At 69.6% G+C, this 20724-nt stretch carries 22 protein-coding genes; 17 read left to right on the forward strand and 5 right to left on the reverse strand.

Features of this window, described 5'->3' with window-relative positions; genetic code table 11:
- The first annotated feature begins 18 nt into the window (after positions 1–18).
- The 12 genes from rbfA (at position 19) to ACFU7D_RS10560 (ending at position 13747) form a co-directional block, all read left to right on the forward strand.
- Positions 19–474, forward strand: a complete 456-nt coding sequence (rbfA, locus tag ACFU7D_RS10505) for a 30S ribosome-binding factor RbfA (protein ID WP_378729755.1) — start codon at positions 19–21, stop codon at positions 472–474.
- Entirely contained in the window at positions 471–1343 is an 873-nt protein-coding gene (truB, locus tag ACFU7D_RS10510) for a tRNA pseudouridine(55) synthase TruB (protein ID WP_378866655.1), read from the forward strand. Before rbfA ends, truB begins: the two co-directional genes overlap by 4 nt.
- Before the next feature lie 39 nt (positions 1344–1382).
- A complete protein-coding gene (locus tag ACFU7D_RS10515) occupies positions 1383–2411 on the forward strand; it encodes a hypothetical protein (protein WP_378866658.1) in 1029 nt (342 codons plus the stop codon).
- Between the two features lie 23 nt (positions 2412–2434).
- The gene (locus ACFU7D_RS10520) at positions 2435–3382 is read left to right on the forward strand and encodes a bifunctional riboflavin kinase/FAD synthetase (protein ID WP_378729749.1); all 948 of its coding nucleotides are present in this window, start codon (positions 2435–2437) and stop codon (positions 3380–3382) included.
- A 48-nt stretch (positions 3383–3430) separates the two neighbouring features.
- Positions 3431–4276: a hypothetical protein gene (locus tag ACFU7D_RS10525; RefSeq protein ID WP_378729747.1), complete on the forward strand. Its 846-nt coding sequence runs from the start codon at positions 3431–3433 to the stop codon at positions 4274–4276.
- Between the two features lie 91 nt (positions 4277–4367).
- Positions 4368–4694, forward strand: coding sequence for a PadR family transcriptional regulator (locus ACFU7D_RS10530; protein ID WP_176884102.1), 327 nt, complete (start codon positions 4368–4370; stop codon positions 4692–4694).
- Entirely contained in the window at positions 4691–5854 is a 1164-nt protein-coding gene (locus ACFU7D_RS10535) for a hypothetical protein (RefSeq protein WP_378866663.1), read from the forward strand. Before ACFU7D_RS10530 ends, ACFU7D_RS10535 begins: the two co-directional genes overlap by 4 nt.
- Before the next feature lie 300 nt (positions 5855–6154).
- A complete protein-coding gene (gene rpsO / locus ACFU7D_RS10540; RefSeq protein WP_378729743.1) occupies positions 6155–6430 on the forward strand; it encodes a 30S ribosomal protein S15 in 276 nt (91 codons plus the stop codon).
- Positions 6431–6556: 126 nt separating this feature from the next.
- Positions 6557–8644 (forward strand): MMPL family transporter, encoded by a 2088-nt coding sequence (locus ACFU7D_RS10545; RefSeq protein WP_378866667.1) that lies wholly within the window; start codon positions 6557–6559, stop codon positions 8642–8644.
- Between the two features lie 23 nt (positions 8645–8667).
- Positions 8668–9852 carry a molybdopterin-dependent oxidoreductase gene (locus ACFU7D_RS10550; RefSeq protein WP_378866674.1) on the forward strand — a complete coding sequence of 395 codons (1185 nt, stop codon included), beginning with the start codon at positions 8668–8670 and terminating at the stop codon, positions 9850–9852.
- Between the two features lie 266 nt (positions 9853–10118).
- A complete protein-coding gene (locus tag ACFU7D_RS10555) occupies positions 10119–12380 on the forward strand; it encodes a polyribonucleotide nucleotidyltransferase (RefSeq protein ID WP_378866677.1) in 2262 nt (753 codons plus the stop codon).
- A 2-nt stretch (positions 12381–12382) separates the two neighbouring features.
- Positions 12383–13747 (forward strand): M16 family metallopeptidase, encoded by a 1365-nt coding sequence (locus ACFU7D_RS10560; protein WP_378729734.1) that lies wholly within the window; start codon positions 12383–12385, stop codon positions 13745–13747.
- Between the two features lie 45 nt (positions 13748–13792).
- Here ACFU7D_RS10560 and ACFU7D_RS10565 read toward each other — a convergent pair whose 3' ends face one another.
- A complete protein-coding gene (locus tag ACFU7D_RS10565) occupies positions 13793–14260 on the reverse strand; it encodes a class I SAM-dependent methyltransferase (protein WP_378729732.1) in 468 nt (155 codons plus the stop codon).
- Between the two features lie 180 nt (positions 14261–14440).
- On the opposite strand from ACFU7D_RS10565, the gene dapB reads away from it, so the two are divergent.
- Positions 14441–15187: a 4-hydroxy-tetrahydrodipicolinate reductase gene (gene dapB, locus ACFU7D_RS10570; RefSeq protein WP_378729730.1), complete on the forward strand. Its 747-nt coding sequence runs from the start codon at positions 14441–14443 to the stop codon at positions 15185–15187.
- An 18-nt stretch (positions 15188–15205) separates the two neighbouring features.
- Here the strand turns inward: dapB and ACFU7D_RS10575 are convergent, their stop codons facing one another.
- The 3 genes from ACFU7D_RS10575 to ACFU7D_RS10585 are packed head-to-tail and all read right to left on the reverse strand — an operon-like array spanning position 15206 to position 17975.
- Entirely contained in the window at positions 15206–15856 is a 651-nt protein-coding gene (locus ACFU7D_RS10575; protein WP_378866680.1) for a GerMN domain-containing protein, read from the reverse strand.
- On the reverse strand, positions 15853–17244 hold the full coding sequence (locus ACFU7D_RS10580) for an ATP-binding protein (protein WP_378866683.1): 1392 nt from the start codon (positions 17242–17244) through the stop codon (positions 15853–15855). The genes ACFU7D_RS10575 and ACFU7D_RS10580 overlap by 4 nt, the downstream gene beginning before the upstream one ends.
- A complete protein-coding gene (locus ACFU7D_RS10585) occupies positions 17241–17975 on the reverse strand; it encodes a response regulator transcription factor (RefSeq protein WP_378866686.1) in 735 nt (244 codons plus the stop codon). Before ACFU7D_RS10585 ends, ACFU7D_RS10580 begins: the two co-directional genes overlap by 4 nt.
- A gap of 195 nt (positions 17976–18170) precedes the next feature.
- Here ACFU7D_RS10585 and ACFU7D_RS10590 point away from each other — a divergent pair, with 195 nt between their 5' ends.
- Together ACFU7D_RS10590 and ACFU7D_RS10595 are read left to right on the forward strand one after the other, a co-directional pair.
- Positions 18171–18509 carry an STAS domain-containing protein gene (locus ACFU7D_RS10590; RefSeq protein ID WP_378729722.1) on the forward strand — a complete coding sequence of 113 codons (339 nt, stop codon included), beginning with the start codon at positions 18171–18173 and terminating at the stop codon, positions 18507–18509.
- Positions 18509–18901, forward strand: a complete 393-nt coding sequence (locus ACFU7D_RS10595) for a hypothetical protein (protein ID WP_378729720.1) — start codon at positions 18509–18511, stop codon at positions 18899–18901. Before ACFU7D_RS10590 ends, ACFU7D_RS10595 begins: the two co-directional genes overlap by 1 nt.
- On the opposite strand, the gene ACFU7D_RS10600 is transcribed toward ACFU7D_RS10595, so the two are convergent.
- Complete coding sequence (locus ACFU7D_RS10600; protein WP_378729718.1) at positions 18892–19476, reverse strand: DUF3043 domain-containing protein; 585 nt, start codon at positions 19474–19476, stop codon at positions 18892–18894. The two genes, ACFU7D_RS10595 and ACFU7D_RS10600, sit on opposite strands and share 10 nt — an antisense overlap.
- Before the next feature lie 187 nt (positions 19477–19663).
- Here ACFU7D_RS10600 and ACFU7D_RS10605 point away from each other — a divergent pair, with 187 nt between their 5' ends.
- Positions 19664–20446, forward strand: a complete 783-nt coding sequence (locus ACFU7D_RS10605) for a PspA/IM30 family protein (RefSeq protein ID WP_378729716.1) — start codon at positions 19664–19666, stop codon at positions 20444–20446.
- Positions 20443–20721 (forward strand): hypothetical protein, encoded by a 279-nt coding sequence (locus tag ACFU7D_RS10610; protein WP_378866690.1) that lies wholly within the window; start codon positions 20443–20445, stop codon positions 20719–20721. Before ACFU7D_RS10605 ends, ACFU7D_RS10610 begins: the two co-directional genes overlap by 4 nt.
- The last annotated feature ends 3 nt before the right edge of the window (positions 20722–20724 follow it).

A 20724-nucleotide genomic window follows, 5' to 3' on the forward strand; every position in this document is an offset into this window, starting at 1 on the left:
ATTTGAGAGAGTGTGAACATGAGTAGCCCACGGGTTCGCCGGATCGCTGACCGAATCAAGGTGATCGTCGCCCAGATGCTGGAGAGGCGGATCAAGGATCCGCGGATCGGGTTCGTCACCGTCACCGATGTGCGCGTGACCGGCGACAGCCAGCAGGCGACGATTTTCTACACGGTGCTGGGCGCCGACTCGGAGGCCGAGCTGGCCGGCACGGCGGCCGCGCTGGAGTCGGCCAAGGGGCTGATCCGCTCCGAGGTCGCCAAGCAGCTCGGCACCCGCACCGCGCCGACGCTGGAGTTCATCCACGACGCGCTGCCGGAGACCGCCCGCCACCTCGACGACGTGCTCGCGCGCGCCAAGGCGCAGGACGACGCGGTCGCCGCCGCTCGCGGGGAGAGCTACGCCGGCGAGGCCGATCCTTACAAGAAGCCTCGCGAGGCCGAGGACGACTGGGACGAGGACGACGAGGAGTGACTGCTCCTTCTGGTCTCGTCATCGTCGACAAGCCCGCCGGGGTCACTTCCCACGACGTCGTCGCGCGCGTTCGGCGCTTGGCCGGCACCCGCAAGGTCGGGCATGCCGGCACCCTGGACCCGATGGCCACCGGCGTACTGGTGCTGGGGATCGAGCGCGCCACCCGGCTGCTCGGCCACCTGATGCTGACCGAGAAGGCCTATTCGGCGACGGTGCGGCTGGGCGTCTCGACGACCACGGATGACGCCGAGGGCGACGTCGTGGAGACCCGCTCGGCCGCGGGCATCGAGGAGGAGCGCGTACGCAGCGCCTTCGCCACCCAGGTCGGCGACATCCTGCAGGTGCCGACCGCGGTCTCGGCGATCAAGGTCGACGGGAAGCGTGCCCACCAGCGCGTACGAGACGGGGAGCAGGTCGAGCTGAAGGCGCGGCCCGTCACGGTGCACGAGCTCACCGTCGGCGAGCTCCGGCGCGAGGGAGACGTGGTCGATATCGACATCTCCGTCCGTTGCTCCTCGGGCACCTACATCCGAGCGATCGCCCGCGACGTCGGTGCGGCGCTCGAGGTCGGCGGTCACCTGACCATGCTGCGCCGCACGGCGGTCGGGCCCTACGACCTCGAGGTGGCGAAGACGCTCGAGGAGCTGACCGACGAGTTCGCGGTCCTGCCGCTGGCCGATGCCGCCAGGGCCGCGTTTCCCTCGGTCGACCTCTCCGCGGAGCAGGCCCAGGACGTACGCTTCGGCCGCAAGCTGACGCTGGCCCTGGACGGTCTCACCGCCGTGTTCGCCCCTGAAGGGGAGTTCCTGGCGCTCTACGAGCCGGTCGGCGCCACGACCGCGAAGGCGAGCGCGGTCTTCGTCGGGTGACCGAACGACTACGGCAAAGCCTGCGAGGATGATGCGCTTGTGAAGCAGAACGGATCTGCCGAGGCGCTTCGGCTCACTGACTCCTGGTTCCGTCACAACGGCCTGACCTACTTCGTTCCGGAGGAGCGCGTCGCCGTGAGAGCGGCGATGCGGCCGCGGCGTACGGTCCTGGTGGGTGTGGTGGTCGTGGTCGTCGCCCTCGCGGCCGGGGTGGCGCTGGCCTGGGCCACCGGCGACCTCGGGGCGGCGCCGGCGCTGCTGCTCACTCTGGGCGGGGCCGCGGCGGGGTGGTATGCGCTGACCGCGATGCGGTTCCGGCCGATCCTGGTGTGGGCGATGGGGCGTACGTTCGGGTCGCTGACCAGGCTGCTGCCGATGGCCCTGCGAGCCCTGCCGCTGCTGCTGCTGTTCATGACGTTCCTGTTCATCAACGCCGAGGTCTGGGAGATGTCGGCCAACCTCGATCTGGGTGCGTTGTGGCTGGTCACGCTGCTGTTCGCCGGGTCGGCGGCCGCGTTCCTGCTGGTCCGGCTGCCCGAGGAGGTGGACCGGATCGACGACGACGTGGATGCCGCCTTCCTGACGCGCACATGCCGGGGTACGCCCTTGGAAGGCGCCTGTGCGGAGCTCGTCGAGGACGCCCGGGAGGGCCGCGGCGCCGACCCCGCGGAGCTCGCCCAGGTGACTGGTTTCGAGCGCTGGAACCTGGTGCTCGCGCTGCTCGTCATCCAGGCCACCCAGGTCGTGCTGATCGCGGTCGCCGTCTTCGCGTTCTTCCTCCTCTTCGGCGCGATCGTGATGACCGACATCGTCCAGCTGGGCTGGACCGGTCAGCAGAGGCTGCACAACCTGTCCTGGCTGCCGAACGTGTCGACCGAGCTGGTCAAGGTCGCGCTGTTCCTCGCCGGGTTCTCCTCGCTCTACCTCACCGTCTCGACCGTCACGGACGAGACCTACCGCGAGCAGTTCTTCGGGACGGTGCTGCGCGAGATCGAGCGAGCCGTGGGAATGCGCGCTGTCTATCTCACGCTCCGTGCCCGACAGACGGCCCAGGTCACGTCCGAGTGAGCACCCCCCGATATTCTGTGGCCGTGTTGTGGCGAAGTCTGAGTGAGGTGCCGGCCGGCCTGGGGCGTACGTGTGTCGTCGTCGGCAACTTCGATGGCGTCCATCTCGGACACCAGCACGTGATCAGCCGGGGGCGCGAGGTCGCGGACGCCAAGGAGCTCACGCTCGTGGCGGTCACGTTCGACCCGCACCCGATGGCGGTGCTGCGGCCCGAGCACGCCCCTGGTGTGCTGACCACGATGGAGGAGCGCGCCGAGCTGCTGCTCGGGGCGGGCGCCGACGCCGTGCTCGCGCTGCCGTTCGACATGGAGATGGCCAACTGGTCACCCGACGACTTCGCCCAGCGAGTGCTCGTCGACGCGCTGCACGCCGAGGCATGCGTGGTCGGCGCCAACTTCCGCTACGGCTGCAAGGCCGCCGGCGACGTGGCCGACCTGGTCGCCTACGGCAAGATCCACGACTTCTCCGCCGAGGGGATCCCGCTCGACGGCGGACCCCAGGTGTGGTCCTCGACCTACATCCGTACGTGTCTGGCGACCGGTGACGTCACCGGCGCCGCTGAGGCCCTGGGCCGTCCCTACTCGGTGCGTGGCGTCGTCGTGAAGGGCGACCAGCGTGGCCGCGAGCTCGGCTTCCCGACGGCCAACGTGCCCACCGACTCGCTGACCGCGGTGCCGCCCGACGGCATCTACGCGGGCTGGCTGACCCGGCGCGACACCGGTGAGCGGTTCCCCGCCGCCATCTCGGTCGGCACCAACCCCACCTTCGAGGGCGTGGTCGGGCGCCGGGTCGAGTCCTACGTGCTCGACCGCGACGACCTCGAGCTCTACGGCGTCGAGGTCGAGGTCGCCTTCGTGGAGCGGCTGCGCGGCATGGTCGCCTTCGAGGGTATCGACGCGCTCGTCGAGCAGATGCATGCCGACGTGGTGCGCGCACGCGCCATCCTTCAACAAGGTCTTACCGAGCCGTAGACCCCGCGGCCTGTTCAGCGGGGTCGAGGTGCGGTTGAATTGTTGGCTATGGATCCCCACTCCACCCCAACGTCCGCCTACGAGACCGAGGTCGAGGCAGAGCGCCCCCGCGGCGGCATCCCGGCGTTCCTCAACGCGGTCCTGGTCACCGGTGGTCTCTGGGCCCTGCAGTTCCTCTCCGGCTCCACTCCGTTCTCGACGTGGATCGAGGAGAACGGCAGCGAATCGGCCGGCTGGGTGGCCGCGCTGCTCGGCGACCGGCTCACCTACTTCGGCGACGGCTCCTTCAGCGGGCTCTTCTCCGGTGACGACCTGGGCCGCTCGGCCGTCCTCACCGGGACCGTCTTCGTGCTCACCTGGCTGCTGACCTGGCTCAGCACCATCGGCATCTGGCCGCGGGCGTTCTGGCCGGTGTTCCTCGGGTGCTGGTTCGCCGCGACCGTCGCGACCGCCGCCGGGCAGGTCGCCGGGAGTCTCTACTCCTACCTCACCGGCGGCTCCGACCTGTTCGTGGCCACGCTCGGTGATGCGCTCGAGCTGGGCGCTGCGTACGGGCTGACCTACGGGTGGGCGACCGGGCTCCTGATCGCGCTGATCTGGCTGGCGATCCCCGGCAAGAGCGACGAGGTGGAGGAGTACACGCCGATGTCCTCGCTGATCTCCGGAAGCGGCCCCGGCGGTGGCACCGGGGGAGCGCCCGGCGGTTACGGCCAGCAGCTGCGTACGAGCGTCGCGGTGCCGACCGCGCAGACCAGCCTCGCCCGCGTGTCCACCAGCCAGCCCACCCAGCCGGTCCAGGTGCGCACCTTCACCGGGCCGGCGCGTGGCCAGGGCCCGGCCGGCGACACGGCCGCCTGGAAGGACTTCGTCCGCGACGTCCGCGGCCGCTCCTAGGGTGTCGCGCTCCCGGCGTCGCTGAGCTCCTCGGCGGCGCGCGGTGCAATGCTCTGGCAAGTAGTGCGCACTGCGTAGTAGTGTGCGAAGCATGGATACCACCCAGCTGCTCAAAGGGGTGCTCGACCTGACCGTCCTGGCCGTCGTCGACGGCGAGGACGCGTACGGCTATGACATCGTCCGCAAGCTCCGCGACAGCGGGCTCACGGACGTCGGCGACGCGTCGGTCTACGGCACCCTGAGGCGGCTGTACGCCGCCGGCGCCCTGACCTCCTACGTCGTCCCGTCGGAGTCGGGTCCGCACCGCAAGTACTACGGCATCACACCTGCCGGGCAAGGCCAGCTCAAGCAGCAGAGCGAGGACTGGTCCCACTTCTCCACCACCGTCACCGAGATCTTGCAAGGGGCACGCGCATGACGACCACAGACGCTGAGGCGAACGTCGCGCCGGAGGTGCGGCTCTTCCTGGCTCGCGTACGCCGCGAGCTCGACGACCTCGACCCGGAGGTGCTCAGCGACATCACCGACGGGCTCGAGGCCGACTTCACCGAGCTGGTCGAGGAGCGCGGCCCCGATGCGCTCGGGGACCCGGTCGAGTACGCCAAGGAGCTGCGGGCGGCGGCGGGCATCCCCGTGGGCGTGAAGGCGCCTCGGGGGCTCGCGGAGCGGGTCGACGGGCTCCTGGACGCCGGCCACGACCGCTTCGACGCGGCGGTCGTCAAGGTCGGTGAGCTGTTGCGTACGGACCTGGGTCCTGTGGTCGCCTGGCTGCGGCCGCTGTGGTGGATCGTGCGTGCCTGGGCCGCGGCCTGGCTGGTCTCGGCGATGTTCGGGTGGGGCATGTCGAGCGCCCCGGCCGTGCTGCTCCTCATCGTCGCGGTGGCGGTCAGCATGTTCATCGGTGCCGGTCGCCTCTGGCCCGGTGGCGAGCGGGGGACCGGCGCACGGGTCGTGCTCCTGGGCCTGAACACGTTCGCCGCGTTCGTGCTCTTCATGACCTGGGCGAGCGGGGGTGGCGGCAGCACCGACTACGACCGCGGCTGGAGCGACGGCTACAGCGAGGCCGGTGCCGGCGGCGGCTACGGCGCGCCGATCGACGAGCAGGCGGGGGTCTACTCCGGCGGGAGGTGGGTCAGCAACATCTACCCTTACGACGCCTCGGGCAAGCCGCTGACCGGCGTCCAGCTCTTCGACCAGGAGGGCAAGCCGATCGACGTGGTCACCCAGCCCGACTGCACCTCGACGACCGCCGCCCCGCTCCCGGCGCTCACGGGTGCCGAGTCCGACATGGCCGAGGTCGTCTGCACCGACGAGATGACCGGCGAGCCGCTGCAGCCGCGGATCCTCTACCCGTGGTCCAACGGTGCCGCGCAGCTCTACAACGTCTTCCCGCTGCCCAGCCGGGTCCAGCCCGACACCGCGCTCGATCCGAACGCGTTCGCGGACGGGAGCGGGGACGCGCCGGCGATCCAGGAGCCGCCGCTGGCGACCGTACCGAAGGCGTCGCTTCCCGGGATCACGACGAGCGCGCCGAGCGCCTCGCCGAGCGCCTCGCCGAGCGCTGCTGAGAAGCCATGAGCTGACCGATGCAACCGAACCCGGCTCCCCAGCGTCGAACCCAGTGGCGGAAGAGTCGAGGGGGAGAACGATGAAGCTGTGGTGGAGGTTGCGCCGGCTGGTGGCGCGGCTCGTGGTCGTGACCTGATCCGGCGGCGATTCGGGGCGTACGCCGGCTCGCTGTTAATCTTCTCGGGTTGTCGACCCATGGGGGTCGGCGGCTCAAGCCGTGAAATCGGCCGCGGACCAAGAGTGCCCCGGTGAACAGGCCCGGGCGCGCCGCGCAACGAGTAGGCCCACGGGCCGGAAGGGAGCCTTCGCATGGCAGTTGGAACTGACGCGGAGACCAAGAAGAAGATCATCGCCGAGTACGCCACGACCGAGGGTGACACCGGTTCGCCGGAGGTGCAGATCGCGCTGCTGTCGCACCGCATCTCCCACCTGACCGACCACCTCAAGGAGCACAAGCACGACCACCACAGCCGTCGTGGTCTGCTGCTGCTCGTCGGCCAGCGCCGCCGCCTTCTCAACTACCTTCAGAAGAAGGACATCGCGCGCTACCGCTCGATCATCGAGAAGCTCGGCCTTCGTCGTTGATCTCTTGATCTTCGTGGCAGCGGGCCGCCCCCTGTGGGGGCGGCCCGTTCGCCTGTTTTAGGGAAGGTTGGGCCACAGTGGGCATTCCTGGTCGTTCTCGGGTGAATCAGGCGCAGTGTAGAGACCGTGCATCGACAGATCGCAGGCAAGCTGACCGGGCCCAGGACGAAGTACGTCGTCGTGGTGTTCTGGCTGCTCGCCGTGGTCGCGCTCGGCGGTTTCGCCGGGAAGCTGACCGAGGTGCAGAACAACGAGGCCAGCTCCTGGCTGCCGGCGTCGGCGGAGTCGACCCGCGGGTTCGACAAGATGAGCCCCTTCCAGAACCCCAACGCGATACCCACCACCCTCGTCTACACCTCGTCCACCACCACCGGAGCCGACCTCGCCGCGATCGCCTCGGGTGACATCGCCGAGCTCGGCACGCTCGACGGGGTCGAGGGAGAGATCGAGCCACCGTTGTTGTCGGAGGACGGCGAGGTCGCCCAGGTCACGGTGACCTTCGACCTCGGCTCGGACGGCTGGAACAAGATGCCCGACCTCGTCGACCAGGTCCGCGGGATCGCCGACCACGACGGCGTACGACTGCACGTCACCGGCCAGGGTGGCTCCGCGGCCGACGCGGCGGAGGCGTTCGGCGGCATCGACACGACGCTGCTGCTGGCCGCGCTCGCGGTGGTCGTGGTCATCTTGCTGTTCGTCTATCGCAGCCCGGTGCTCTGGCTCTTCCCGATCGTCTCGGTGGTGGTCGGCCTGGGCGTGGCGATGGGCATGGTCTACTTCCTGGCGAAGGAGGCAGGGCTGACCGTCAACGGCCAGAGCCAGGCCATCTTGAGCATTCTGGCGATCGGTGCCGGCACCGACTACGCCCTGCTGCTGGTCTCCCGCTACCGCGAGGAGCTGCGCAACTTCGAGGACCGTCACGACGCGATGGCGCATGCCCTGCACCGTGCCGCTCCGGCGATCCTCGCCAGTGCCGTGACCGTGATCCTGGCGATGCTCTGCCTGACCTTCGCGGAGATGAACTCGACCGCCGGGATGGGACCGGTCGTCGCCGTCGGGATCGGGGTGACCTACCTGGTGATGGTCACCCTGCTGCCCGCCCTGCTGGTGATCTGCGGCCGGTGGGTCTTCTGGCCGCAGCGGCCGGCGTACGGATCGGCGGAGCCGACCGAGACCGGCCTGTGGGCGAAGGTCGGCCGGATGGTCTCGGTCCGGCCGCGCAGGGTCTGGGTGGTGACGACGGGCCTGCTGCTCCTCGCCTGCCTCGGCCTGCTGCGGCTCGACGCGAACGGACTGGCCTCGGACGAGACCTACACCAAGGAGTTCGACTCGATCACCGGCCAGCAGGTGCTGATCGACCACGACATGGCCGACCAGTCCAACCAGCTGCTCGTGGTCGCCGACGCGGAGTCGCAGGAGCAGGTGCAGCAGGTGCTCGGCGGCGTCGACGGTCTGGTGCCCGTCCAGACCCCGGCGGGGGAGTCGGTGAGCTTCCCGCTCGGCCCTCCGCAGGACGGCGTCGTCGCGATCGCGGCGGTGGTGGACGCGGACGTGACCTCGCCCCAGGCGTACGACATCGTGGCCGACGCGCGCTCGGCGGTGGGCGAGGTGGACGGATCCGCCGCCCTGGTCACCGGCACCTCGGCGATGATGTTCGACACCCTCGAGGCCAGTCAGCGCGACAATCTGGTGATCATCCCGATCGTCCTGCTGGTCGTGCTGCTGGTGCTGATGGTGCTCCTGCGGGCCGTGGTCGCCCCGTTGATCCTGCTCGGCACGGTGATCCTGTCGTTCGGGGCGGCACTCGGCATCTCGGTGCTGATCTTCGAGTTCGTCTTCGGCTTCGCCGGCACCGACCCGGCGTTCCCGCTGTTCGCCTTCGTGTTCCTGGTCGCGCTGGGCATCGACTACAACATCTTCCTGATGACCAGGGTGCGTGAGGAGGCGCAGGTCCGCGGCACCTGGGCAGGGTCGCTCGTCGCGCTGACCTCGACCGGAGGCGTGATCACGTCGGCGGGCGTCGTGCTCGCCGCGACGTTCCTGGTGCTCGGTTCGCTGCCGATGGTCTTCCTGGCCGAGATCGGGGTGACCGTGGCGCTGGGGGTCATGCTCGACACGATGATCGTCCGGTCGATCCTGGTCACCGCCATCAATCTCGATGCCGGCGACCGGATCTGGTGGCCGAGCCGACTGGCGAAGCCTAAACAACAGTAAGTTGGTCATGTTAATATCCGCGCATGACGTCCCCAGGTCTGAACCGACGCACCTTCCTGACCACCGCGGCGCTCGGGGCCGCAGCGGTGGGCACCACGCAGGTCACTGACTCGGTGACGGCCGGTGCCGTGGCGGGTGCTCCCGCGATCCTCAAGCCGCTACCCGCCGAGCGGTTCATCGACTACGGCACCAACGCCGAGACCCGCTGGGACTCGGTCGACCCGCGTCGCTACCTGACCCCTCAGGCCGACCTGTTCGTGCGCAACCACACCGCGACCCCGCGGATCGACCCGGAGACGTACGAGCTGGAGATCTTCGGCGACGGGCTGCGTGACCCCGCCGGTGTCAGGCTGACCCTCGAGGACCTCAAGGCCTTCCGGCACGTCGAGACGACCTCGGTGCACGAGTGCACCGGCAACGGCCGCAGCTTCTTCAGCACCCAGCAGGGCCAGGAGGTCAGCGGCACCAGGTGGACGCTCGGCGCGGTGGGCGCGGTCCGCTGGAAGGGCGTACGCCTCAAGGACGTCCTCACCGCCGTAGGCATCCGCCAGGACGCGGTCTCGGTGCAGGCGACCGGGCTCGACGCGAACTACGTCGACAAGGAGGTCGACTACGGCCGGGTGCGGCGCCCCTTCTCGATCGAGAAGGCCTACGACGACGCCCTGCTCGTCTGGGGCGCCAACGGTGAGGCCCTGCTGCCCGACCACGGCTTCCCGCTGCGGCTGCTGCTGCCCGGCTGGATCGGCATCGCGAGCATCAAGTGGCTCGGCTCGCTGGAGGTGTCCACGAGCGTGCTGACCTCGCCGTGGGACACGAAGTGGTACAACGTCGACGGCCCGCTCACCGTCAACCCGGTCCGCTCCGCCCTCGAGCTGGAGTGGAACGCCGAGATCCCGGCCGGCGACCGGATCGTGCTGAGCGGCCGCTCCTGGTCCGGCGCCGCGCCGATCGCGCGTGTCGAGATCAGCACCGACGGGGGAGCGACGTGGGCGCGCGCGATCCAGCACGCGCCGGGCCGCCCCACCGGCGGTCACGGCCTCGGCTGGGCGCAGTGGGACCACACCTGGCGCAACCCCGAGCCGGGGGCGTACGAGATCCTCGTCCGGGCCACCGACCGGGCCGGACGCACCCAGCCCGACGTCGCCGCCCACAACCCCGGTGGCTACCTCTTCGACGCCGTCGTACGCCACCCCGTCACCGTCGTGTGAAGTCGTCGCGGAGGCGCGCGCGTGCCTCCGTTCCGCATTTCGGGCGGGGGACGGATAGGCTGAGCGATGAGTGCTAGCGCCAGCCGCGCGGGCACTCGGAAAATGGAACACATCACCAGGAGCGGCCCGCCCGTCCGGCTCGGTCCTCGGTAGTGATTCCCAGGTCCATCGCGGACCTGAGGGTCTCGATCGAAGACCGGCCCCGTGCACAACGAGTGCACACGCCCGGCGCGGGGGCGCTCCGAGACCTAGACAAGGACGAATCCTTGACTGAACCAGTCATCACTGCCGTCGAGACGACCATCGACAACGGCAAGTTCGGCACCCGCACCGTCAAGTTCGAGACCGGGCTGCTCGCCCGGCAGGCCGCGGGTTCCGTGACCGCCTACCTCGACGACGAGACGATGCTGCTCTCGGCGACCACCGCCTCCAAGCAGCCGAAGGACCACTTCGACTTCTTCCCGCTCACCATCGACGTCGAGGAGCGGATGTACGCCGCGGGCAAGATCCCCGGCTCGTTCTTCCGCTCCGAGGGCCGCCCGGGCGAGGACGCGATCCTCACCTGCCGCCTGATCGACCGCCCGCTGCGCCCGACCTTCAAGAAGGGTCTGCGCAACGAGGTCCAGGTCGTCATCACCGTCATGGCGCTCGACCCCGACCAGCCCTACGACGTGCTCGCGATCAACGCCGCGTCGATGTCCACCCAGCTCTCCGGCCTGCCGTTCTCCGGCCCGGTCGGCGGCGTGCGCGTCGCCCTGATCGAGGGCCAGTGGGTCGCCTTCCCGAGCCACAGCCAGCTCGAGAACGCCGTCTTCGACATGGTCGTCGCGGGCCGCGTCACCGAGACCGGCGACGTCGCCATCATGATGGTCGAGGCCGAGTCCACCGAGAAGACCTGGGACATGGTCCAGTCCGGTGCCCAGGCGCCGACCGAGCCGATCGTGGCCGGTGGCCTGGACGCCGCCAAGCCGTTCATCAAGCAGCTGGTCGAGGCCCAGGCCGAGCTGGCCAAGCAGGCCGCCAAGCCGGTCCAGGACTACCCGGTCTTCCTGGACTACCAGGACGACGTCTACGAGGCCGTCGAGGCCATCGTCGGCGCCGACGTCACCGACCTCTACAGCGTCAAGGGCTCGCGCGAGCGCGTCCTGACCAAGCAGGAGCGCGACGAAGAGGGCGACAAGATCAAGACCGCCCTGCTGGAGAAGCTCGGCGACCAGTTCGAGGGCCGCGAGGGCGAGATCGGTGCGGCGTTCAAGGCCATCACCAAGCAGGCCATCCGCACCCAGGTCCTGCGCGACCAGGTCCGCATCGACGGTCGTGGTCTCGCCGACATCCGTCCGCTGCACTCCGAGGTCGGCGTGATCCCGCGGGTCCACGGCTCGGCGCTCTTCGAGCGCGGCGAGACCCAGATCCTGGGTGTCACCACCCTCGACATGCTCAAGATGGAGCAGCAGCTCGACACGCTCTCCCCGGAGAAGCACCGTCGCTACATGCACAAGTACGTCTTCCCGCCGTTCTCCACCGGTGAGACCGGCCGCGTCGGCTCGCCCAAGCGTCGCGAGGTCGGCCACGGTGCGCTCGCCCGTCGCGCGCTCCTGCCGGTGCTCCCGAGCCGCGAGGAGTTCCCCTACGCGATCCGCCAGCTCTCCGAGGCGATGGGCTCCAACGGCTCCACCTCGATGGGCTCGGTCTGCGCCTCGACGATGTCGCTGCTCAACGCCGGTGTCCCGCTGAAGGCCCCGGTCGCCGGCATCGCGATGGGTCTGATCTCCGGTGAGATCGACGGCGAGACGAAGTACGTCGCGCTCACCGACATCCTCGGTGCCGAGGACGCCTTCGGCGACATGGACTTCAAGGTCGCCGGCACCGCGGAGTTCGTGACCGCGCTGCAGCTCGACACCAAGCTCGACGGCATCCCGGCCGAGGTCCTCGCCCAGGCCCTCAACCAGGCCCGGGACGCGCGTACGACCATCCTGGACGTCATGCACGAGGCCATCGGCGGCGTCGAGGAGATGGCGCCGACCGCTCCGCGGATCATCACCGTGAAGGTCCCCGTGGACAAGATCGGCGAGGTCATCGGCCCGAAGGGCAAGGTGATCAACCAGATCCAGGAGGACACCGGCGCCCAGATCTCCATCGAGGACGACGGCACGGTGCTCATCGGTGCGACCGACGGCAGCGCCGCCGAGGCCGCCCGTGCGGCGGTCAACGCGATCGCCAACCCGACCATGCCCGAGGTCGGCGAGCGCTACCTCGGCACGGTCGTGAAGACGACCAACTTCGGCGCCTTCGTCGCCCTGCTCCCGGGCAAGGACGGCCTGCTCCACATCACCAAGCTGCGCGCCCTCAACGGCGGCAAGCGGGTGGAGTCGGTCGAGGACGTCGTCGAGGTCGGCCAGAAGATCCAGGTCGAGATCGCCGAGATCGACGACCGCGGCAAGCTCTCGCTCGCCCCGGTGCTCGAGGAGGAGGCTCCTTCCGAGGAGGCTCCTGCTGAGGCCACCACCGAGGCCGCAGACGAGGAGTGACCTTGGCGTCACGCGCTACCCGGGGGACCGGTCGACACATGGGTGTCGGCCGGTCCTCCGGCTATAACCAGGAGCCCGGCACCACCGTCACGCTCGAGCAGACCGAGGTCAACGGCGCGGTGACGTCGCTGGTACGCCGCACGGTCCATCCCTCGGGCCTGCGGATCGTGACCGAGCAGATGGCCGGGGTCCGCTCGGCCGCGGTCGGCGTCTTCGTCGGCGTCGGGTCCCGGGACGAGACCGCGCGTCAGCACGGCTGCTCCCACTTCCTCGAGCATCTGCTGTTCAAGGGCACCCCGTCGCGTACGGCCTTGGAGATCTCCTCCTCGATGGACCGCGTCGGTGGGGAGTTCAACGCCTACACCGCCAAGGAGTACACGTGCTTCCACGCGCGGGTGCTCGATGTCGACCTGCCCCTCGCCATCGACGTCGTGGGCGACATGCTGACCTCCTCGCTGATCACGGGGGAGGACGTGGAGGCCGAGCGGGACGTCATCCTCGACGAGATCGCGATGCACGACGACGACCCCGACGACGTGATCCACAACCTCGTCTCCGCGCAGGCATGGGGTGCCGAGACGCCGCTCGGGCGGGGCATCGCCGGCACGGAGGCCTCGATCTCCGCCCTGACCCGGGACGAGATCAACGACTTCTACCAGGCGCACTACGTGGCGCCCCGGATGGTCGTCTCGGTCGCGGGCAACCTGGACCACGACGAGGTCGTGGCGATGGTGGAGAAGGCGTTCTCCGGCTCGGGATTCCTGCAGGGGCCGGCCGCGCCGGTGCCTCCGCGTGAGGGGTCGCCGCTCGAGGTCGCCCCCGGGCAGGTCAGCGCCCAGCGCCCGCTGGAGCAGGTCAACGTCATCTTGGCCCGTGAGGGTCTGCAGCGTGGCGATGACCGGCGCTTCGCCTTCGAGGTGGTCAACACCGCCGTCGGCGGCGCGACCTCCTCGCGGCTCTTCCAGGAGGTCCGCGAGCACCGCGGCCTGGCCTACTCGGTCTACTCCTACGCCTACAGCCACGCCGAGACGGGCCTCTTCGGGGTCCAGGTCGGCTGCCTGCCGGCCAAGCTCGACGAGGTCCTCGAGGTCGTACGCTCCGAGCTGGCGGCCGTCGCCCGCGACGGCATCACCGCCGAGGAGCTCGAGCTCGGCAAGGGCCAGCTGCGTGGCGGCCTCGTGCTGGGCCTGGAGGACTCGGCCTCCCGGATGTCCCGCATCGGCCGCGCCGAGCTGGTCCACCGTGAGCTCTACTCGATCGACGAGGTGCTGGCGCGGATCGACGCGGTCACCCTCGAAGAGTGCCGTGAGGTCGCGGCCGAGATCCTGACCCGCCCGGAGATCCTCGCGGTAGTGGGACCGGCCTGACGCCGAGTCGGCTCGTCACGACGAGCCGACTCCGCGCGGTCCGGGTCAGCGCTTGCCGATGATCCCGACGGCGGCGGGGACCTTGGAGTCGACGATGGAGACGCGGAAGCCGGCGTCGGCCAGGGCCTTGCTCGACTTCTCGACGATCTCGGGGACCTGCTCGCGCTGGGTGGCCTCGTAGAAGAGGTTGACCGTGCCGCCGGGCAGCACGCGCTCATGGAGCAGCGCGATCTCGGCGGATGCGTCACGCACCCAGAACAGGTTGACGTTGAACGCGAATACCTTCGTCAGCCGCTTGACCGGGACCCGCAGCGTCGCGAGGTCGATCTGGCGGACGGTGAGGCGTCCTGCCTCCAGGTACTTCGCGCATCGTCGCTTCGTACGATCGACACCCGACTCCGAGCGGTCGATCGCAAATAGCTTTCCGGTCTCCAGCCGGCTACAGATCAGCTCGGCACCAGCCCCCGGGCCACAGCCGATCTCAAGGACATGATCGTTCGGTTGAATGTCCATGAAATCAACGGCCCAACGGATCCGAGCAGGGATCGTCTGCACCACCATGGGTCCAAGACTGCCAGATCCTCCTTCGGTTCCGCGCACAGCCCCTTCGAGAAGCTCACGGTGTCGCCCCGCGCAATGTTCATCGGATGGTGGTAGATCGTTGCTGGAGCGTGATCTATAGGGTGTGGCCTCATGACTAAGGTGGCTGTTCTCGGTGCACGTGGCAAGCTCGGTTCGGCGGTCTGCGAGGCCGTCGAGTCCGCCGACGACCTGGAGCTCGTCGCCAGGATCGGTCGCGGCGACAACATCGAGGCGATCACCGACGCCGGTGCCGAGGTGGCCGTCGATGTCACCACCCTCGAGGCGGTGATGGGCAACACGGAGTTCTGCCTGTCCCACGGCGTGCACACGGTGATCGGCACCTCGGGTTTTGGGCCCGACCGCGTCGAGCAGCTCGAGAGCTGGCTCGCGAAGACCCCGGGCGTCGGCGCGATGGTGGTGCCCAACTTCTCGGTCGGCGCGGTGCTGATGATGCGGTTCGCCGAGCTCGCCGCCGCCCACTTCCCGTCGGTGGAGATCGTCGAGACCCACCATGAGCGGAAGGCCGACGCCCCCTCGGGTACGGCACGCAGGACCGCCGAGCTCGTCGCTGCGGCGCGCCGCGAGGCCGGGGTGGACCCGGCGCCCGACGCGACCACCTCGGCCCTCGACGGGGCCCGTGGGGCCTCTGTGGACGGCATCCCGGTGCACTCCCTGCGGATGTCCGGATCGGTCGCCCACCAAGAGGTCATCCTCGGCGGTGTCGGCGAGCTCCTGACCATCCGCCACGACTCGCTCTCGCATGCCTCCTTCGCCCACGGCGTGCTCGCCGCGGTCCGCGGCATCGGCTCGCGACCCGGGCTCACGATCGGCCTGGAGGAAGTCCTCGGTCTCGTCTGAGACCGGAGGAGAGTCGGCTCAGCCCGGGCAGAGGTCGCCGCGCCGGAGCCGCCTGTCCGTGGGCTGTTCGGTGGGGTCGGCGAGCAGGCTGCGGTAGTCGTCGTGCTGCAACGGTCCGTCGGCGAGCTCACCCGAGGACCGTGGTACCTGCAGCGGCTCGGCGTCGTACTCCATCTCCACCTGGTCCACGCCGGGGATCGAGGTCAGCGACAGCACCGTCTGCGCCGTCGCGAGCACGACCCGGTTGGTGGCGATCGTGTCCTCGGTCGAGATGCGGAGGTGGGCGGTGCGGCCGGTGATCGCCACGAGTTTCAGCCATCTGTCCGGAGGCAGGGCCGTGCCGAGGCCGGAGCCCAGGTCGCGCGCCGAGGGCCCGTCGCCGAGCTGGTCGAGGATGTCCCTCGCGACCCCGGTGAGGGTCTTCGAGCAGAAGCTCGCCGCCGGCCGGCCGACGAGCCGGTCCTCGGCGTCGACCCAGTAGAGCCGAGGCCCGGAGAGCCCGCTCGCCGCGCCCGAGGGGACCTCGTCGACGTCGTCGAGCAGGTGGTACGGCACCTCCGAGGGGTCGACGGTGCGCACCTGGTCGTCGTCGGGGACTCCGCACGAAGCCGCCGCGAGCAGGAGGAGGCCGGCGGCGCCCGCCGCCCACGACGTACGCAGCCCCCTCATGATGCCTCTCGCCCCGAGGAGGTCCTCGCCGTCGGTGCCAGCGGGAAGGAGAGCACGAAGTCGGCGCCGCCGGAGTCGGCCTCGCGACACCAGACCGAGCCGTCGTGGAGCTGCGCGGTCTGAGCGACGATGCTCAGTCCCAGCCCGCTCCCGGTGGTCGCGCCGCGGGCGCCCGTCCGGGCGAACCTGTCGAAGATGCGCTCTCGTTCGGCGGCAGGGACCCCGGGGCCGGAGTCGATGACATGGATCTCGGCGTAGCCCCGGCGGGCGATCGCGCGCACCGCGCTCAGTCCGCCGCCGTGGGTCTCCGCGTTGCGCACCAGGTTGGCGAGTGCCCGGTGCACCTGGAGCCGGTCGGCATAGATCACCAGATCCGCGGGGACGTCGACGGTGGCCCGGCCGCCGATCTCGGCCTCGGCGAGGGTCGCGGCGACCAGGTCCGCGACGCCGAGCACCTCCCACTCCGACTCGCGCACACCCGCGTCGAGCCGTCCCAGCGTGATCAGGTCCTCGAGCGCACCGCGGAACCGGTCCAGCTCGCCGGCCATCAGCCCGACGGCGGTCGCCGAGCTCGGCGAGAGCGTGCTGTCGCCCTGCAGGACACCGAGACTGGTGGTGAGGGTGGCGACCGGCGTACGGAGCTCGTGGCTGACGTCGGCCGCGAAGCGGGCGTCATGGTCGAGGCGCTCGACGACGGTGTCGACCATCGTGTTGAACGACCCGGTGAGGGTGGCCAGGTCGGGGTCGTCGGTCGCCTCGACCCGGGTGTCGAGCTCTCCGGCGGAGATCCGTGCGGCGGCAAGTGCGACCTGCCGCAGCGGCCGCAGCACCCGGCGGGCCGCGTACCAACCCAGGACTCCGCCGGCGAGGGTCGTGACGGCCGCTGAGATCGCGAGCGCGTAGCCCATCGTGTCGAGGGTCTCGCTGAGCTCCTTGGCGTGGGTGACCTCGTAGTAGTCGGCGTCCACGCCTTCGAGCGGGACGCCGACCACGATGTTGGGCCGGTCGCCGGTATCGGTCCAGGACAGCGCGACCTCTCCGGCCTCGACGCTGGTCGCGACGTTGCTGGTGGCGTCGTGGGCCTGCGTGGTGAGATCGGAGGAGTACCACTGGCCGTCCTGGTGGACGAACACCGTGGTGCGTCTCGGTGGGGCGATCTCGGAGAGGACCTCGGCGACGTTCACGCCGTTCGTACGCAGCCGCTCCTTGACCAGCGCCGCGTCGATGTAGGCCTGCTGCAGTGCGTTCCGCTCGCGCTGGACGATCAGGTAGTGACGCGCGGAGAAGTAGGTGCTGAAGGCGAGGATCAGGCTGATCAACAGCGCGCCGGCGGCGAATGCCGCCACGACGTTGGCGCGCAGCCCGCTCCGCACCTGCCTCCGGATCATCGCGGATCCAGCCGGTAGCCCAGTCCACGGACCGTCGAGATGACGCCGCCGGCCACCGGGTCGTTGTCGACCTTGTTGCGCAACCGGCTGACGTGCACGTCGACGACCCGGACGTCGCCGTGGTGGCCCTCGGGCCACATCTGGCTGACCAGGTTCTCGCGGGTCATCACCCGGCCGGGACCGGCCGTCAGCGCCAGCAGGAGCTTGAACTCCGTGCTGGTGAGGTGCAGGTCCTCGCAGCCGCGACGCAGGGTGGCGGCGGCCGGGTCGAAGACCAGCGGTCCGTCCGTCGAGTCGAGCACGATGCTTCCGGCTGGGGTGTAGCCGCCGGCGGAGGACACGAGCGGGTAGTCCGGGCGCCGCAGCGCGGCCTTGATCCGGGCCCTGACCTCGGCGACGTCGAACGGCTTGCGGACGTAGTCGTCCGCTCCTGCCTCGAGCGCGGCGACCACGTCCTTGGACCCGTCGCGGGCGCTGATCACGATGATGGGGGCGGTCGTCCGTGGGCGAACGCTGCGGATGAAGGTGAATCCGTCGATGCCGCCGAGCATCAGGTCGACGAGCATCACGTCGAACGGCTCGGCGGCGTCCAGATCGAGGGCGATCTCGGCATCGTCGGCCTCGCCGACCACGTACCCCTCCTGCTCGAGGAAGAGCCGGAGAGAGGTACGCAGCCCGTAGTCGTCCTCCAGGATGAGCACTCGCTTGGCTGCCTCTTGCACGTCCCGCATCGTCTCACCCGACCGGTCAGGAGGCCGACCCGTGGCGGCCTACCGGCAGCAAGTGACACGAAACTGACACGAAACTGCGAAGGGTCCTCCATACAGCGTCGGCAGTGTAGACCGCATGAGCGAGCGCCAGCGAGCGACCATGGATCTCAGGTCGCCGCCTCCGTATTCTTCGCTCTCTTTGACGGCGGGGGCGGCATGAGCGAGGGGGACTTCTACCCGGTCGACGAGACCGTCGTCGTCCCGTTCTCGGACGCCACCTGCCTGCGGGCGATCCACAACCTGCGCTGGCGGCTGGCGGAGATGCTCGCGGGCGGTCCTGAAGCGGTCGTGGTCGACCTGGCAGGTCTGACCGGGTTCTCCTCGACGACCGTCGCGGCACTGCTGTGGGCCAAGCGGCGCTGCGGGACGCGGGGCGTGCCTCTTCGCCTCCGCAACGCCGATCCGGCGCTCGCCGGGCGGCTCCGCCGCGCCGGCCTCGACACCATCTGGGACATCCGAACGGCTCCGGCCACCCCCACCCGAAAGGTCACCTGATGAGCAACCACCTCCACGAGTCGGACCGCGAGGACGCAGTCGATCTGCTGACGCCGGACCAGGCGATGAGCCAGGTGCGTGCGTGGACCGACTCGCGGGTCGTCGGCGACCGCGCCGCCAACCGGCTCGAGGTGCTCGCCGCCTTCGGCGTCCACGTGGCCGTCTCGAACCTGCCGGGCGAGATCTGGGTCAAGCTGGCGTGGCGTACGCCGACCCGGGTCGAGCTCTCCACGGTCTGGACGCTCACCAGCGTGCCCGCGGCCGGACCCGAGCCCTACATCGCCGAGAAGCTCACCGACCTGGCCGGCTCCTGGAGCTTCCAGGGCCGTGCGGGCGTCGCCAGCCTCGTCTGCGAGGTCGAGGACTCCGGGACGGGCGAGGCTCAGCGGTAGTCGTCGGGGAGCTGGGCGCCGATCTTGACCTGCGGCTTGGGCAGGCGCAGGGGACGGATCTGGATGGAGCGCATGATCGCGTAGTAGGTGGTGCCCTTGAGGTCGTTGTCGGGGAAGCGGCGCTTGAGCTCCTTGCGGAGCAGGAAACGCAGCGCGACCAGGTTGATGATCACGGTGGCCATCACGACAAGGGTGAAGAGCTGGGAGTACATCGCCAGCTCGAGGCTGATGTAAGGCACCACGAGCGCGATGATCAGCACCGGGAGCACGATCTCGGCGAAGGTGAACCGAGCGTCGATCCAGTCGCGGATGAATCGCTTGACCGGGCCCTTGTCACGCAGCGGAAGGTAGCGCTCGTCGCCGGTCTTCATCGCCTGGCGCATCTTGTCGCCCTGCTCGGAGCGCTGGGCGCGGTTGGCGGCGTTGATCTCCTTGCGCGAACGCGGCTGCTTGAGGCGCGCCTTGCGAGCAGCCTCCGCTTCCTTGCGCGAAGGGGTCGGACGACCCTTGCCGATCTCCTTGACCGGGTTCTCGGGCTCGACGACCTGCGGGGCTGGGGACTTGCGACCGAACAACTTAAGTGACCTCTTACCTGTTGGCTGGGACACATACAGGGTATCCCGATCGACCTTGACAGCGAGTTTTGTGGACCCGGCCTAAGGTGAGAGGCAACACTTGTCCTAGGACGACGAGAGTCCAGCGGCAAGCGACGACGCGGGGCGGCCGGCGGTCGGCCGCATATGAGAGGCGTAAAGGGAACCGATGAGTGTGATGAAGCGGCTGAGCCTGGTCTTCAAGGCGAAGGCAAACAAGGCGCTCGACAAGGCCGAGGACCCACGGGAGGTGCTCGACTACAGCTACCAGAAGCAGCTTCAGATGCTGCAGCAGGTGCGCCGCGGTGTCGCGGACGTCGCGACCAGCCGCAAGCGCGTCGAGCTGCAGATCAACGGGCTCAAGCAGCAGTCCGACAAGCTCACCCAGCAGGCCCAGAAGGCCATCGAGATGAGCCGTGAGGACCTGGCCCGCGAGGCCCTCACGCGCAAGAGCGGTCTCACCCAGCAGATGAACGACCTCAACACCCAGCTCGCCACCCTCCAGGGCGAGGAGGAGAAGCTGACCCTCGCCCAGCAGCGGCTGCAGGCCAAGGTGGAGTCCTTCCGCACCAAGAAGGAGACCATCAAGGCGACCTACACCGCCGCCGAGGCGCAGACCCGCATCAACGAGGCGATCTCCGGCATCGGCGAGGAGATGGGCGACGTCGGCATGGCCATGCAGCGTGCCGAGGACAAGACCTTGGAGATGCAGGCTCGCGCGGGCGCCGTCGACGAGCTGCTCGCCTCCGGTGCGCTCGACGACCTCACCGCCGGTCCCTCCGACGACATCACTCGTCAGCTCGACGCGCTCAGCTCGACCAGCGACGTCGAGGCCGAGCTCGCCGCGCTGAAGGGCCTCAGCGCCCCGCAGCAGACCCAGGCGCTGCCCGGTGCCGACGCCAACGCGCCGGTCATCGACGTGGAGTCGACCGAGAAGAAGGCCGAGCAGTGATCGTACGCATCCTGGGCGAGGGGCAGTACGACCTCGACGAGGCCGCTGTCGACAAGCTCAACGAGCTCGACGCCGCGGTCGAGGCCGCCAGCAAGGGCACCGACGAGGCCGTCTTCGACGCGGCCCTGGAGACGCTGCTCGAAGGCGTACGCTCGATGGGCACCGCCCACCCGGTCGACGCGATCGACTCCTCCGACCTGATCCTTCCCGGACCCGGCTCCACGCTCGCCGAGGTCTCCGAGATGCTCGGCGACGAGGGTCTGATCCCCGGGTAGAGA

This window comes from Nocardioides sp. NPDC057577 (assembly GCF_042801335.1).
In the GTDB taxonomy this organism is placed as follows: Bacteria; Actinomycetota; Actinomycetes; order Propionibacteriales; family Nocardioidaceae; genus Nocardioides.

Bases quoted from the DNA above. Each gene is read 5' to 3' on its own strand.
- ACFU7D_RS10590 (WP_378729722.1), top strand. From the start codon at position 18,171: ATGAGCGAGGGGGACTTCTACCCGGTCGACGAGACCGTCGTCGTCCCG.
- ACFU7D_RS10595 (WP_378729720.1), top strand. From the start codon at position 18,509: ATGAGCAACCACCTCCACGAGTCGGACCGCGAGGACGCAGTCGATCTG.
- ACFU7D_RS10580 (WP_378866683.1), bottom strand. From the start codon at position 17,244: ATGATCCGGAGGCAGGTGCGGAGCGGGCTGCGCGCCAACGTCGTGGCG.
- ACFU7D_RS10535 (WP_378866663.1), top strand. From the start codon at position 4,691: ATGACGACCACAGACGCTGAGGCGAACGTCGCGCCGGAGGTGCGGCTC.
- ACFU7D_RS10605 (WP_378729716.1), top strand. From the start codon at position 19,664: ATGAGTGTGATGAAGCGGCTGAGCCTGGTCTTCAAGGCGAAGGCAAAC.
- dapB (WP_378729730.1), top strand. From the start codon at position 14,441: ATGACTAAGGTGGCTGTTCTCGGTGCACGTGGCAAGCTCGGTTCGGCG.
- rbfA (WP_378729755.1), top strand. From the start codon at position 19: ATGAGTAGCCCACGGGTTCGCCGGATCGCTGACCGAATCAAGGTGATC.
- ACFU7D_RS10530 (WP_176884102.1), top strand. From the start codon at position 4,368: ATGGATACCACCCAGCTGCTCAAAGGGGTGCTCGACCTGACCGTCCTG.
- ACFU7D_RS10585 (WP_378866686.1), bottom strand. From the start codon at position 17,975: ATGCGGGACGTGCAAGAGGCAGCCAAGCGAGTGCTCATCCTGGAGGAC.
- ACFU7D_RS10575 (WP_378866680.1), bottom strand. From the start codon at position 15,856: ATGAGGGGGCTGCGTACGTCGTGGGCGGCGGGCGCCGCCGGCCTCCTC.
- ACFU7D_RS10565 (WP_378729732.1), bottom strand. From the start codon at position 14,260: ATGGACATTCAACCGAACGATCATGTCCTTGAGATCGGCTGTGGCCCG.
- ACFU7D_RS10550 (WP_378866674.1), top strand. From the start codon at position 8,668: ATGACGTCCCCAGGTCTGAACCGACGCACCTTCCTGACCACCGCGGCG.
- ACFU7D_RS10525 (WP_378729747.1), top strand. From the start codon at position 3,431: ATGGATCCCCACTCCACCCCAACGTCCGCCTACGAGACCGAGGTCGAG.
- rpsO (WP_378729743.1), top strand. From the start codon at position 6,155: ATGGCAGTTGGAACTGACGCGGAGACCAAGAAGAAGATCATCGCCGAG.